Origin of the sequence: Citrobacter sp. L55, assembly GCF_002850715.1 — a bacterium.
Lineage (GTDB): Bacteria > Pseudomonadota > Gammaproteobacteria > Enterobacterales > Enterobacteriaceae > Citrobacter > Citrobacter braakii.
Genome location: NZ_KZ559413.1, coordinates 1 through 12,187, shown reverse-complemented (window position 1 = coordinate 12,187; position 12,187 = coordinate 1). Strand labels below are relative to the sequence as shown.

Below are 12,187 nucleotides of genomic sequence, written 5' to 3'. Positions count from 1 at the left end.
GTATCACCCAATAAAAAAGGCCACTAAATATAGTGGCCTCATGTTAATAGATAAGCACTTACCTATCAATTACCGACTTATAAAATTCCTGCAAGAACATCGCGAACCTGACGGAATTGATCAGTTTGCATACCGGTGTAAATCGACGCGACAGCGTCCGCAAGGTGCTCGTTTTTATTCACCAGTACTTCCTTACCAGATTGCTTCCGGCGCAGCCACGGGGCGTTTGGCTGCTTATGCGTAGCCCACTGAATGATCTCTTCCTTCGACGTGGTCAGCTTATTCCCGACATAGTGCTTAATCTCGTTTGGCGTGACCTGTATCAGTGGCTTATCCACGCACGCCAGTACGCCAAGACAACCACCATAAGAAACCATCGCTCTAGCAGATTGACTGCCTACTGGCAGTTCACAGAACACTAAATGAACTTGGTCAATCAGTGGCTTAATACCACGCCAAATCTCGTTCAACCGCCGCATATCGTCACTGTTAACGCGAACTTGCTTTTTCGTATCACCAGCTTTCGTCTCAATGAGATGCAACTTATTGACCTGCAATACACCTGAATCCAGTTCTATTTCTCCGATGGCAACGCCAAAATTTGACAGAGATGGATCGAGACCTGCAACTTTGATTACTTTTTTCACTCTGTGACCTCCATTTCAACAAAATGCGGTAGATTGTGCTCTTCGATAAATCGCTTACGCGCTAAGTAAGCCTCCAATTCATCGTGACATTGATACAAGAAGACACACTCTCCTTTCCACACAACTCTAGCAACCCAAACCTTGTTCGTTTTGCAGTAATGAACGCCAGTAAACTTCGACGTACTACCATCCACTTTCCCTTGTTTATTTGCACTCTGGACGTGCTTGTCAGCCCACCTCAGATTCCCTGGTTCATATCCCTTGCTGGAGTCGATGCGATCAAGCGTAACCCCCTCTACAACTCTCTCCGTATCGGAAAACGGATAGCCCTCAAGTACGGAAACATACCTGTAAAAATTATCAAAATCTTCGAACTCGGTGGCGTAAGATATTCCCCGTCCACCATAATTTTCGTATCTTGCCCGATTTGGATTGTTACAACGCGCCTTCATACTTGCCCAAGTCCAGTACAGAGGGTTTTCCATGACTTTATATTCTGCGTTCTGGCGATATATTCCGGCACATTTGTTTGAGCAGGTCTTCTGTCTGACTCGCTTCGCGTTCTCAAGGTTTGCAGAGAATCGATGGCCACAGATAAAGCATTCAAGCTCAACAATTCGGCGCTTACGCCCCCTTGAATCAAATATTGGCTCCAACTCTCTAATGAAATTTCCGTCGAAATCGTCGGGATTGATAGGTTTCGCATCTTTTCTTAATTTTGTCGCTCTTCCTCTCATCTTTGGTCTCCTTACCACGTAGCCCAGGCTGGGCATTCCATTAGTTTCTGTTCAAGTGTCTTTTCCGGCTCGCGAGTTGGCGGCTTCGGAATGTCGCTAACAACGTGAATGCTATCGTTGGTTAGAACGCCTGCAGCAATATCTGCATCAATCATGCTCTGGCCGATGAAATGTCGCATGATGTCGATCAGATGGCGTGCAGCCGTTTCATTCGCGCTGAATACATGGGGGAGAAGAACTTCAATAACCGCTACTTCACATCCCTCCTCGTAAAAGCAAAGTTTCGCCCGCTTTGAGATTGGCGCGTGCCGATCATAGTCAACAGAGAAGCTGGCGAAAGCAGCACCCGGCATTGCAACGTGATCCGCGCGTGCGTTAGCGTGTCGAATCAGATTAGTGAATGCGGTGCTGATGTGCGTCTCCATCGCATTGAAGAGCGCATTTTCTTGGATGTTCAGCGTTCCGGTTTCAGGAATCACAACGAACCCCGGCCCAGAATGTGGGAGATATCCACCTTCCGTAAATGGATTAATAAGGATCGGCGCAGTGCTTCCTGACGGCAGCATAGACAAACTCGGCATCAACGGAGTCGATGACAACAGACTGGTTAATACCGAGAACTGGTCGTCATTGATGTTTTCGTTTTTCCACAAAAGTGCAGGCGCAGCTGCTTTTGCCGTATGGTGGTTTATCAGCTTTATAGACTGCATCACGGCAAACATCTGCAAAAACTGCGTGCGGCTCAAGTTAAACGACATAGCTGCGACCCTCTTTGACTTCGACTGTGATGGTTTCCCGGAACCACGATTTCATCTCTTTGTGGGAAATGATCATCACTGTGCCGCGTTCACGCGCTTTGGCTTCCAGAATCCCCATGAGACGCTCCAGACCGGCAGTGTCGAGCGCGTCGTCAATTTCATCCCCGATAAACAGCTCGATATTCTTACTGGCACGACTGGCAACCAGATCCTGCAAGGCAAGAGAGCACGCAATGCGTACCTTACGCTTCTCACCACCAGACAACGTCTGGAAGGATTTGCTGGAACCTGTTTTGGTCACGCTGATATTGAATTTGTCGCGATACTCGCCTTTCTTCGTTGTCTCCATTGTCGACCATTCGGCAACGATATTGCCGTCCGACAGCGTGTTGAGATACTCCGCAGTCCTGATGTTCAGGAAAGGCGTAACAGAAGTCAGGATGTGTGAACGCACGCCAGCTGGGGAGTAAACCTGGCGAGCTTTCTCCAGCAACAGAGCCTGTTCCTGAATGCTTTTTAACTCTTTTTTAAGTACTGCATGATTAGATTTATTGGCAGCCAGGTTGTCTTCATGGCGCTTAATGACAGCCAGAAATGGGTTTACCTCTGCCATGATGCGATTCACGTCAGTACGCGCCCGCGCCACCATCGCTTCGACGGCCGCGACCTCACGTTCGCGATGGCGTAATGCACTTAACTCATTGGTCAGACGTTCGATTCTGGCGATGATTTCTGAGACGTCGGGTGTGGCTGCGACCAGTGCAGACTCGATGCCGAGCGCTTTCTCAAGACGAGCTTTGTGTTGAGCCACTGCCGCTGCTGATGCCTGCGCCTGGCCGATCTCATTACGCGCTTGTTCAATGAAACTCTCCTTCACGGTGGACAAATCTTCTTCGCAGTAGGGCTTTCCGCACGTAACACAAGGTGCTCCGACCTTTGTGCTGACCTCTTCTGCTTTGGTTTTAAACGAGCGAGCACGGTTCATCGACTCGTTCTGTGCCGCTTCTGAAGTGCGGATGCTTGAGCGGATCTCCGTAATCGCACCGCGCACCTTCAGCAGTTTGGCGTCATGCTCTTCTTTGGAGGCCAGCTTGCTGCGTTCGCCAGCAATCGCGTTTTCCGTATCCCGGATCTGTTCCGGCAGCGAGCGAATTTCCATCACGACTTCGGACAGCGTTACCTCCGCGCCAGCCAAATCGACGCGGGCCTTGTCCAGACGTTCGCCGCGATCGCGCTCCCAACTATCAGAGGACGCTTTGGCCGCCTCAATCTCTGACTGCGCGGTCTCGATAAGCGTGAGACAGGCGTCCATTTTGGATTTGGTAACGTCCATTCGTGCGGCTGCTGCATTAGCACGCTCTCGAGCAATGGCATAGGCTCGCGTTAACCGGTCGACGCCAGCGGCTTCTTCAACGATTGTTTTGAGGTTCTTATCGGACATACCAGGCAGATCTGGCATTGCTTCCTGACTGGCGTAGATGGACGCCATGAACACCTCTTTCGATGCACCAATCAGGCGTTCAACGAACTCCTGCGTCAGTGTGTCTTTGCCTTTGGTCATGTCACCGTCTTCGCCACGGACGATCAGCCGGTTCTTGAACTCTTTGTGTTTGCGGTGGCGAATGATGGCGTAACGCTTTCCTTCATCCTCAACAGTCACCATCACGCGACAGTTTTTCTCGTGGCCTGTAGAGAGCACGTCGTCACCTTTGACGCCATGCGCAGTTTCGCCATACAGACACCACATCAGGCTGTTCATCAAAGTCGATTTGCCCGCGCCATTGCTGGCAGCGGAAGAGTCGCCACTGTTAACACCCTGAATGAGCACCAGACCGCGTTGGTCTAACTCAACTTCGGCGCTGGCTAACGCCATGAAGTTCTCAACCTGGAGCTTTAGAAATTTCATACAATGCCTCTAACTTTTTGATTCAAATGCTGGCCTTTTCGCAGTTGAAACTCCGTGTGGGCTGGGAAAGATCGGCGTTTCAGTACGCCTTGTTTGCTCAGTCTTCCCAGATAAAACGCCACAGGGTTTCCGTTGGGTGGGTAGGGCTTGTGGAACATCACCGTCTGGCCTCGTTCAAGTCTTTTCATCGTGGAGATGAAGTCCCGAAAGCTCCCAGAATGGCTCGTACTCACATTGCCTCCGCACTCTCCGCTTCGGTCAGGATCTCCTGACACAGCATGTCCAGCTTGCTCAGGTCGAAGCCGCCGTCAGTGTCGTGAACGATCTTGCAGTACGCCGCGACGGACTCGCCCAGGCTGTCTATTTTGCTGGTCTCCGCAGTACTGGCAGTGCCTTCCATCATCGATGCCTTGCGGATGAAGTTGCAGACGACACCCTTCGCGCCCATTGTTTTCAGGACGTTCTGGAGTTTGATGCCTTCTTCATCGCTCTCAACAACGGCACGGAAGCGCACGTAGTTACCGCGAATTTGGTCGTCTTCCACATCGTCCTCAAGGTTGACGAACTTGGGTGCGGAGGTTTCGTGGTGGGTGAATGTGCCGTCAGGGTTGACGATCATGAAGCCAGCCAGCGAGCCAACATCGCCCCAATTCTGGTGCGTCAGCGCCCCGATGCTAACCACTCCAGGCAGCACTTCTTTGTGGTTGTGGTAGTGTCCGGACAGCAACAAACGGAAGCCGATATCTTTCAGTTCCTGTGCGTCGATGCCGACATCAGGCATGGTGGGGATCGCTTTGTTGATCGAGGTATGCACAACGACATCGTGGTTGTCGCCATCCAGCCCGGAACGCAGTGTTTTGAGGTCGCTGATAAGCTCTGCGTGGTTATTGCGCCAGCTAATCAGGTGGACGGTAACGTCGCCCATTTTGATGGAGTGAGGGCGTTTGCCGCAGACGATTTCCACACCGATTGAGCGCAGAGAGGCCGCTGCATTGGCGCTGTATACGGAATCGTTGGTTTCGAGGTCGTGGTTGCCGGCCAGCATGATCACTTCGAGGCCCAACTCTTTGATGATCCACTCGTAAGTTTCGGTCACGAAATGCAGGACGGAAGGCGATATAGCACCACGAACATGGAAAGTATCACCAGCCACCAGCATGTGCTTGCAGCCCGCAGCTTTCATGGCTTTGGCAGCTTCTTTCGTGGCGTCCAGTTGGATCTCCAGTCGAGAGTTCAGCCCGTCAGCGTTTGTTGTCGCAAAAGCATCCCAACGATGATAATGGGGATCTGATATCACCCCGTATGGCAATGTCATGTGTCTTTTCCTTTGTGGTTATTTTGATACAGATATTAAGCGTGCTTGAGAGGCGAAAAACCCAGACAACACGGCACAGAATAAAATCTACAGGCACATGATTATGACAAAATATATAAGTAAATACCTACTTATTTTTATGGTGGTGACAATATCTAAACCGTATGGGGTGTTTATTACTTCGGATCGCGAAACAGCATCTGCGTGCCTTTGGGGGACGTGTCGAAAAGGTGAAAACCTCTGCGTTTTAGCATGTCGGCCATTTGCGAGGATTTGACGTAGCACTTCGCCATCATCGGCTGGCTCGGGTTTGAATCGATCATGTCGGACACCAGCATTGACCCATAGCCTTTCCCGCGCAGCTCTTTGACGATACTGACGGCACGGAGTTCAAGTCGTGGTGCACTGGTTGGATCGAGTGCGGCACAGAACCAGATTAGCCCGACTTTTTTGTCATCAGAACGGCGCAGCAGGATGTAGATAAAATGCCCCGAGTATTGACCCTGCTCGTTCGTCTTGATTGCCAGCCTGGTCTGCTTCTCAAAGGTTTTACAGCCCTTAGACGTGAGGATTTCTTCGTAGAAGTGACCTTTACGCGCGCCGTCTTCAAACTCACCCATGATAAATGGCATGTCTGCCACAGTTGCTGCCCTTGAATAAAATTCACTCATGTATTAATCCCTAAAGCTCTCAGTGTCTTTCTAAGACACCATATTTTATGCCCCGGTAAAACCATGAGTTTACGTTTAAAACGTCTCAGGGGGCTTCTGACGCGCTACGCTGATGTCGATTACCCCAGCTTTTGGGCGAGGGTCGACAAGATTCAACTCTTCAGCGCTGTGATACTCCGTATCGAACTCCCGATCGAGATGGCGAATGTAGATGGCCGTGAGAAGGCTGTCGTCGTTCAGGAAGTGTCCGTAGGATTTGCGGATCACTTCGCCAACCTTCTCAATCTTCTCCCCACCCATGCAAAGATGGTTAAACCGGCTATGTTTCCGCAGCATCTCATCCACCGGGCCGGAGTAGACCTTATCGACTCTCCCGAACCGGATGATATTTCCAGTATCAGCCTCAACCAGACAAACGAGCTTGCCAGGTTCGACCCGGTCTCGCCATGTTACACCAGAGCGGAGTGTGTTGAAGTAGGGAGCGTCTAATCCGATGATCGGTTTACGAAATGCCAGCAGTGGCACGTAACGTATGCAGCTGTTCAGGTGGAAGTGCGCACCGGCGTCGTGGAGTTTGAGCCGGGTTTCGTTAATCGGGCACTTCGACGCAATGCCACACAGGTCGCAGAGCAACTTCTGTTTGTTCAGGCTAGTGTTCGATTCAATAGTGTAGGAGCCATCTTCAAGACGGCGAACCCAGCGCGTGCGTTTGAGATCCATAATTCTTATTCAAATAGTTTTGTCCGGGGCAACGATAACTGACAAGGCGCACCGATGTTTGCAAATGCCTGTTTTACTTATACCCATTATTCACAGGACCGATCCAATAATTAGATCCCCAGAGAGATCCTACAGAAGATCAAAAGAGATCCCCGATCGTCTCCAGCCGTTGCGGTTACTGGCCTGAGAGGGGGTTACTATCCACTATGGGGAGGAAAGTAACCTCTGTAGAGAGCATAATAACCGCTATGAAGAGCAAAACAACCTCTCTGGAGAGTGGTCGGTATCCACTGTAGTGAGTAGGAGACATTGTCTTAACTGGCTAACTCAGTGCCTGTTTTTCTACGTCAGGTGGCTGATATTCATAGAGATGTTGGAAGTTTTGCGTTCAGGCGTGTTTGTTTCGACCACACATTATCCCCAGAAGGGGAGTGATGGCTGGTTTTGCAATTACCTGATTTTTATACACAGGCCCGATCCAGTAATTCAGATCCCAAAGAGAACCAAAGAGACCCACAAAGACCCAAAAAGATCCCCGCACCCCGCAAACCGTTGTGCCACATGGCCTTAGAGGTGATCGATATCCACTATAGAGAGAAGATCAGCCACTATGAAGAGTAAACCAACCACTGTAGAGAGTAGAAAAGCCACTATAGGCGGTAGGATAACCGCTGCGATGAGTGCTACTATCCACTGTAATCAGTAAAGGCCACCAAAGCGGTCGAATAAAAAGAGACACTTGGAATGAGCGAAAACGGCAATAAAAACATAGCGATCGTTGAAGCATTCTCAGAAACAGACAAAAAGACCGGTGAAGTTGTTACGTTAGTTCCTAACACCAACAACACAGTTCAGCCTGTTGCTCTGATGCGTCTTGGTCTCTTCGTTCCGACGCTGAAATCGACCGCCAGGGGCAGAAAGGGGCAAATGGTCTCTATGGACGCCTCTGCTGAACTCAAACAGCTGTCTCTGGCCAAAGCCGAAGGGTACGAGGACATAAGGATCTCCGGCGTTCGTCTGGATATGGATAACGACTTCAAAACGTGGGTAGGCATCATCCACGCGTTCGCTAAGCACAAGGTTGTTGGCGACACCGTCACGTTACCGTTCGTCGAGTTCGTCAGGCTCTGTGGCATACCAACGGCCAGATCGTCCGCGAAGTTACGCAAGCGCCTGGACAGTTCTCTAACTCGTATTGCCACAAACACTATCTCATTCCGCAGTAAAGGCTCTGATGAGTATTACGTGACGCACCTTGTGCAGACAGCAAAGTACAGCACAAAGAACGACACGGTCTCGCTGCAGGCTGATCCTAAGATTTTCGAACTCTACCAGTTCGACAAAAAGGTTCTTCTGCAACTCCGGGCAATTAACGAACTCTCCAGAAAAGAATCCGCGCAGGCGCTCTACACCTTCATCGAAAGTTTGCCACCTGACCCGGCACCAATCTCGTTGGCTCGCTTACGCGCCAGACTTAACTTAACCAGCCGCACCATTACCCAGAACGCGACAGTCAGGAAGGCGATGGAGCAACTTCGGGAGATCGGCTATCTCGATTACACCGAAGTGAAGCGCGGCAGCTCGGTCTACTTCATCATCCACTATAGGCGGCCGAAGTTACGCCCGGCATTGCCACCAGCTAAAGCTGCGCCGGAAGAACCAGAAGAGCAGGAAGATAGCTTGCTTGGTGATGATCAGGAGGACATCATCGATGTTGTTCCTGAAGAAAAAGACGGTGAGATGGTCATGTTGAGCAAGGAAGAACTGGCGATTCTCGAAGAGCTACGCAAGGCAAAAGCTCGCAAATAGCCCAACCACTGTAGAGAGTAGAAAGGCTCACTATCCACTGTAGTGAGTAACAACAACCGAAGAGTAACCACTGTAGGCAGTAGCGCTCAAATAACGAAATAAATGTTAGTGGTTACAAACCTAGATGAAACAAGGGCTGCGAGGTTAGTGGTCACTGGGTATCTTGTTAAATCCACTCTCTATAGTGGTTATCGTTGTTCCCGTCGTTATTGGCTATCCACTGTGGAGAGCAGAATCGGTTGGCCGTATTTACTAACCACTGTAGTGAGTAGATATCCGCTGAAAACAGTGAAGGTTTACTCTCCATAGTGGATACCCGCTGGAGAACGCATTCCATCACTCTCTATAGTGGTTGTTTGCTGCGGATGAACGCCTGTTTACTCCCTACAGTGGATAGCGACGTCGATAATCGCCACTTTACTCACTACAGTGGATACCGGATGTCACGGCAGGCGTTTTACTCACTACAGTGGTTATGGGCCGGATACGCACGCGGTGAGCTGGCTACTCACCGCAGTGGTTAGGGTTATCAGTGGATTTTCTTCAGCAGACCCCAGAGTGTCCCGGCCTTCGTCGTGAGCTTACCTGTTTCCGGATCGTACATGCGCCATTCGCGACGCTGGTGGACAATGACACCGTCCTCACGTTCCAGTCGCTCCAGCACGCCGGGTTGCTTAAACCCTTTGGCACGCCAGTAGCCGCTTGTTTTTTCGATTTCCAGACCTGCCAGTGTAACCGCCATCAACCAACCTCCTTGCAGTCATCGAAAAGGTAGCTGGCGTTCTTCGCGTGAACGCCGTAGACATCACCTGATTTGTTGTAAACGAACTTATCTTCACCCACGCCAGACAGTTTGCCGTTACGTTTGGTGAGATAGGGGGAAGACAGGACGCGATCATCGCGCACAACATAAAACTGTTCGCCGCTGTCCACAACCATCGCGCCGTAGCTGGCTTTGACGACATTGCGGATCACGTCGTTTTTCACTTCGGCCACTGACATCTCACACTCATAGACGTGCGTGTCCGCGTATGCAGGGAGGGAGAGCAGCGCCAGAGCCAGGGCTAGTTTCTTCATGCCACGACTCCTTTGATAACGCCGAATGCTGAGTCGAATACCAGCACTACGGCCAGCGCATTAATCATCGCGCCATTAACAGGCGCCAGCGCTTTACGGATTGCTCCGGTGAAGATGCAATCGAGCACAAAAGCTATCGAGACAATAAGTAATAAAGTGTCTAATACAGTTTTCATGATAGGTAGATACTAACTTATATATTTTTTGTTGTAAATATCACTCAAAAGTACTGATGCCTAAGATACGCTCAAGATGAGCCGCGTCTTCATCGCTTACCGGCATCGTGTCGTCGACGTACCAGCAACTACCGTTGTGCCAACAAACACCGTCATCATCGACATACACAGAATCTGCATCCATGCCTGTGTAATCAACGAGATTGCGCTCAATTACCGCTTGAATTTCTTCATCGTTCAGCCCATCACACTTGACCATGAATAACGGGTAAACGTCATAGTCGGTGCTGGCTGAAATGCGAACCAAAATCTTCATGTGTTTCTCCTTGTTGGTAAGTACTTATTTATATTAATGTGCGCCATGCGGCGCACAATCATTGCGTTCAGGCTGGAGGAAAGAACTTCTCCAGCGTGCGGTCGACAGCCTTATCAATGTGCATCAGATGCCAGACGACCATATCTTTGTTTCCCAGGCCGCGGGTGTAGATCACGTCGAACTTACGCCAGGCGGCGTGAAACCAGTGCGGTGTATCATCAACCGGCAGGTTCTCTCCAGCTTCCTTGAAGTACTTGAGCAACATGGCCTGTTCAGCGGTTGGCGTCGGGCCAATCTCTTCCGCGTACATTCTGATGAAACGCTGCCAGTCGGCTTCATCTTCTGAAGGTTCCGGTGCGTTCATCTCTGCAATCGCCTCACGCAGCTGCGTCGCCCATTCTGGCTCCGGGAAGCCTTGGGCAATTTCGGTATCCACTACATCCAGCGCAGCGTTGGCCGCGTCATACAGTTTCTTCACGCTTTTTCTCCTGCATTAAAAGGAACACGGTCATTGCCGCTCTGAAAGGGTTGGGGTTCTGGATCAGATGTTGTGGCGTTGAGCTGTCCACCTTTCTGTGGGCCGCTCTCCACTCACCGGGCTGTCTGGCAGGAATTACACCGATTCTGTGTCGGTAAATAATGTCCCACGCATCTTCCGGATCGTTACACCAGTCGAAGGTTCCGGCTCCGTTCGGGCCGATGGCGACCACTGCTGTGTAATCGCCTTCCTGTGAGCCTTTCCAGCCATATTGTGAGATAAGCGGTCGATGGCCGGTGGCTTCCGCGACCAGGCAGTTAATCTCAAAGTCCGTCATCTCGCTGTAATTTTTCATTCCCGATCTCCTTCTCATCCGTTGCCGAACAACTATGTGGCGTTGTCACTTTGTACTTCTACGGATGGTAATTCCGTATTAGTAACCAATTTGTTTTCTTGTTGGTGATAATACGGAAATAAAAAAGGCGTCCAAGTGGACGCCGTATCTTTGAAAAGGCTGTTACTTCAACGCGATAAATGGAGTATTCGCCCCTTCAGTCATGTACTGAGGCAACTGGCCATTCCATTTGTTGATGGCTTCCAGCTCCATGACGTTCGGGTTCTGACGTAATGCTTCACCGCGCAACTTGATGGCATCAGCTTCTGCTTGAGCACGCTTACGGATAGCGTCGGCTTCACCTTCGGCTTGTTCACGCAGCATGTTCGCTTCTGCCTTGCGCTGCTCAACTTCCTGCTGGCGCTGGAGCGTTTTCTGGTTCGCGGTCACTTTGGCATTGATAGATTCGATGACAGTGTCCGGGTAGTCTGGTTTGCCCACCCATGACAGGCTAATAACCTCAATACCTACCGGTGACATTTCTGCCTGAATGTCTTTCAGCGCATTGTCGAGCAGAAACGCCTTGCCACCGTCGATGAACGTGTCGGTAGTCATGCGGCTGGCCAGACGGTTCAGTGAGTCCGCAATCTTCTGGCGCAGATCAGTGTCGGTAATGTCATCAACACCTTTGCGATAGGTCTGGAATACGGTAGTTACTTTGTCGCGATTAACCAGATATGCCACACCAATTTTGTGGCCGATGGCCGTACCGTCGCTCATCTGGAATGTGAACGGCTCATCGTAGGTTTTCATCTGTTTGAAAGTGGGGAAGGTGTACAGCTCGGTATTCAGACCAGTCCACTGACGGCCAACGCCGACAACTTCACCGATACCTTTGTCTTCACCCAATTTGTTTATCTTAATGCCAACGTATCCCGGTTCCACGCGATCGCAGCCGGTCAGACCCATTGTGCAAATAGCAGCCAAAGCCACCGCCAGTAAACCTTTCTTCATTACTTACTTCTCCTTGTATCTTGAAATTTAGCTACCATAGCGATGAATAGATTTGGCACGGCGTATGCAGCCTGATTTCTCCAAGGGTTTTAAGCCCGTGACTAAGCGACTGGCGCATATGCTGAGCCACTCATCTGAAACCCGAACAGTTGTCCGTACTCCATAACGCATTTGCAAGGATGGGTAATAATGAGTCTGCCAGGTCCACTTTGTGTCGGTATTGATGTTT

At 50.4% G+C, this 12,187-nt stretch carries 17 protein-coding genes; 1 reads left to right on the top strand and 16 read right to left on the bottom strand.

The features are described from left to right. Nucleotides 1–77: 77 nt before the first annotated feature. From B9P82_RS21945 to B9P82_RS21910, 8 genes are all read right to left on the bottom strand, one after another. On the bottom strand, nt 78–647 hold the full coding sequence (locus B9P82_RS21945; protein ID WP_101700921.1) for a RuvC family protein: 570 nt from the start codon (nt 645–647) through the stop codon (nt 78–80). Further along, nucleotides 644–1,420: a hypothetical protein gene (locus B9P82_RS21940; RefSeq protein ID WP_143704279.1), complete on the bottom strand. Its 777-nt coding sequence runs from the start codon at nt 1,418–1,420 to the stop codon at nt 644–646. Before B9P82_RS21940 ends, B9P82_RS21945 begins: the two co-directional genes overlap by 4 nt. Further along, nucleotides 1,396–2,142, bottom strand: a complete 747-nt coding sequence (locus tag B9P82_RS21935) for a hypothetical protein (RefSeq protein WP_101700919.1) — start codon at nt 2,140–2,142, stop codon at nt 1,396–1,398. The genes B9P82_RS21940 and B9P82_RS21935 overlap by 25 nt, the downstream gene beginning before the upstream one ends. Next, nucleotides 2,132–4,048 carry an AAA family ATPase gene (locus tag B9P82_RS21930; RefSeq protein ID WP_040110280.1) on the bottom strand — a complete coding sequence of 639 codons (1,917 nt, stop codon included), beginning with the start codon at nt 4,046–4,048 and terminating at the stop codon, nt 2,132–2,134. The genes B9P82_RS21935 and B9P82_RS21930 overlap by 11 nt, the downstream gene beginning before the upstream one ends. Then, nucleotides 4,045–4,281 (bottom strand): hypothetical protein, encoded by a 237-nt coding sequence (locus tag B9P82_RS29480; RefSeq protein ID WP_000107766.1) that lies wholly within the window; start codon nt 4,279–4,281, stop codon nt 4,045–4,047. The genes B9P82_RS21930 and B9P82_RS29480 overlap by 4 nt, the downstream gene beginning before the upstream one ends. Then, nucleotides 4,278–5,363, bottom strand: coding sequence for a metallophosphoesterase family protein (locus B9P82_RS21920; protein ID WP_101700918.1), 1,086 nt, complete (start codon nt 5,361–5,363; stop codon nt 4,278–4,280). Before B9P82_RS21920 ends, B9P82_RS29480 begins: the two co-directional genes overlap by 4 nt. A gap of 176 nt (nt 5,364–5,539) precedes the next feature. Continuing rightward, the gene (locus B9P82_RS21915) at nt 5,540–5,995 is read right to left on the bottom strand and encodes a GNAT family N-acetyltransferase (RefSeq protein ID WP_246842148.1); all 456 of its coding nucleotides are present in this window, start codon (nt 5,993–5,995) and stop codon (nt 5,540–5,542) included. A 114-nt stretch (nt 5,996–6,109) separates the two neighbouring features. Next, complete coding sequence (locus tag B9P82_RS21910) at nt 6,110–6,754, bottom strand: hypothetical protein (RefSeq protein WP_101700916.1); 645 nt, start codon at nt 6,752–6,754, stop codon at nt 6,110–6,112. A gap of 744 nt (nt 6,755–7,498) precedes the next feature. Here B9P82_RS21910 and repA point away from each other — a divergent pair. Continuing rightward, complete coding sequence (gene repA / locus B9P82_RS21905) at nt 7,499–8,563, top strand: replication protein RepA (protein WP_047722236.1); 1,065 nt, start codon at nt 7,499–7,501, stop codon at nt 8,561–8,563. Nucleotides 8,564–8,729: 166 nt separating this feature from the next. Here the strand turns inward: repA and B9P82_RS28530 are convergent, their stop codons facing one another. The 8 genes from B9P82_RS28530 to B9P82_RS21865 all read right to left on the bottom strand — a co-directional run bounded on the left by B9P82_RS28530 (nt 8,730) and on the right by B9P82_RS21865 (nt 11,958). Further along, a complete protein-coding gene (locus B9P82_RS28530; protein ID WP_155404703.1) occupies nt 8,730–8,870 on the bottom strand; it encodes a hypothetical protein in 141 nt (46 codons plus the stop codon). 222 nt (nt 8,871–9,092) lie between these two features. Beyond that, a complete protein-coding gene (locus B9P82_RS21895) occupies nt 9,093–9,305 on the bottom strand; it encodes a hypothetical protein (RefSeq protein WP_006812558.1) in 213 nt (70 codons plus the stop codon). After that, nucleotides 9,305–9,640: a hypothetical protein gene (locus tag B9P82_RS21890; protein WP_101700915.1), complete on the bottom strand. Its 336-nt coding sequence runs from the start codon at nt 9,638–9,640 to the stop codon at nt 9,305–9,307. The genes B9P82_RS21895 and B9P82_RS21890 overlap by 1 nt, the downstream gene beginning before the upstream one ends. Next, nucleotides 9,637–9,816: a hypothetical protein gene (locus tag B9P82_RS21885; RefSeq protein ID WP_022649906.1), complete on the bottom strand. Its 180-nt coding sequence runs from the start codon at nt 9,814–9,816 to the stop codon at nt 9,637–9,639. The genes B9P82_RS21890 and B9P82_RS21885 overlap by 4 nt, the downstream gene beginning before the upstream one ends. A 40-nt stretch (nt 9,817–9,856) precedes the next feature. Next, nucleotides 9,857–10,132 (bottom strand): hypothetical protein, encoded by a 276-nt coding sequence (locus B9P82_RS21880; RefSeq protein ID WP_061588840.1) that lies wholly within the window; start codon nt 10,130–10,132, stop codon nt 9,857–9,859. A 67-nt stretch (nt 10,133–10,199) separates the two neighbouring features. Continuing rightward, a complete protein-coding gene (locus B9P82_RS21875; protein ID WP_023180918.1) occupies nt 10,200–10,610 on the bottom strand; it encodes a DUF7238 family protein in 411 nt (136 codons plus the stop codon). After that, nucleotides 10,594–10,965 carry a DUF2591 domain-containing protein gene (locus tag B9P82_RS21870; protein ID WP_004110046.1) on the bottom strand — a complete coding sequence of 124 codons (372 nt, stop codon included), beginning with the start codon at nt 10,963–10,965 and terminating at the stop codon, nt 10,594–10,596. The genes B9P82_RS21875 and B9P82_RS21870 overlap by 17 nt, the downstream gene beginning before the upstream one ends. A gap of 162 nt (nt 10,966–11,127) precedes the next feature. Next, on the bottom strand, nt 11,128–11,958 hold the full coding sequence (locus B9P82_RS21865) for an SPFH domain-containing protein (RefSeq protein ID WP_101700914.1): 831 nt from the start codon (nt 11,956–11,958) through the stop codon (nt 11,128–11,130). Nucleotides 11,959–12,187 lie beyond the last annotated feature (229 nt).

What these genes read in the sequence shown, in the direction of transcription:
- B9P82_RS21940 (WP_143704279.1), bottom strand. Translation starts at nt 1,420, where the DNA reads ATGCCCAGCCTGGGCTACGTGGTAAGGAGACCAAAGATGAGAGGAAGA.
- B9P82_RS21935 (WP_101700919.1), bottom strand. Translation starts at nt 2,142, where the DNA reads ATGTCGTTTAACTTGAGCCGCACGCAGTTTTTGCAGATGTTTGCCGTG.
- B9P82_RS21930 (WP_040110280.1), bottom strand. Translation starts at nt 4,048, where the DNA reads ATGAAATTTCTAAAGCTCCAGGTTGAGAACTTCATGGCGTTAGCCAGC.
- B9P82_RS21920 (WP_101700918.1), bottom strand. Translation starts at nt 5,363, where the DNA reads ATGACATTGCCATACGGGGTGATATCAGATCCCCATTATCATCGTTGG.
- B9P82_RS21915 (WP_246842148.1), bottom strand. Translation starts at nt 5,995, where the DNA reads ATGCCATTTATCATGGGTGAGTTTGAAGACGGCGCGCGTAAAGGTCAC.
- B9P82_RS21910 (WP_101700916.1), bottom strand. Translation starts at nt 6,754, where the DNA reads ATGGATCTCAAACGCACGCGCTGGGTTCGCCGTCTTGAAGATGGCTCC.
- repA (WP_047722236.1), top strand. Translation starts at nt 7,499, where the DNA reads ATGAGCGAAAACGGCAATAAAAACATAGCGATCGTTGAAGCATTCTCA.
- B9P82_RS28530 (WP_155404703.1), bottom strand. Translation starts at nt 8,870, where the DNA reads ATGGAGAGTAAACCTTCACTGTTTTCAGCGGATATCTACTCACTACAG.
- B9P82_RS21895 (WP_006812558.1), bottom strand. Translation starts at nt 9,305, where the DNA reads ATGGCGGTTACACTGGCAGGTCTGGAAATCGAAAAAACAAGCGGCTAC.
- B9P82_RS21890 (WP_101700915.1), bottom strand. Translation starts at nt 9,640, where the DNA reads ATGAAGAAACTAGCCCTGGCTCTGGCGCTGCTCTCCCTCCCTGCATAC.
- B9P82_RS21885 (WP_022649906.1), bottom strand. Translation starts at nt 9,816, where the DNA reads ATGAAAACTGTATTAGACACTTTATTACTTATTGTCTCGATAGCTTTT.
- B9P82_RS21880 (WP_061588840.1), bottom strand. Translation starts at nt 10,132, where the DNA reads ATGAAGATTTTGGTTCGCATTTCAGCCAGCACCGACTATGACGTTTAC.
- B9P82_RS21870 (WP_004110046.1), bottom strand. Translation starts at nt 10,965, where the DNA reads ATGAAAAATTACAGCGAGATGACGGACTTTGAGATTAACTGCCTGGTC.
- B9P82_RS21865 (WP_101700914.1), bottom strand. Translation starts at nt 11,958, where the DNA reads ATGAAGAAAGGTTTACTGGCGGTGGCTTTGGCTGCTATTTGCACAATG.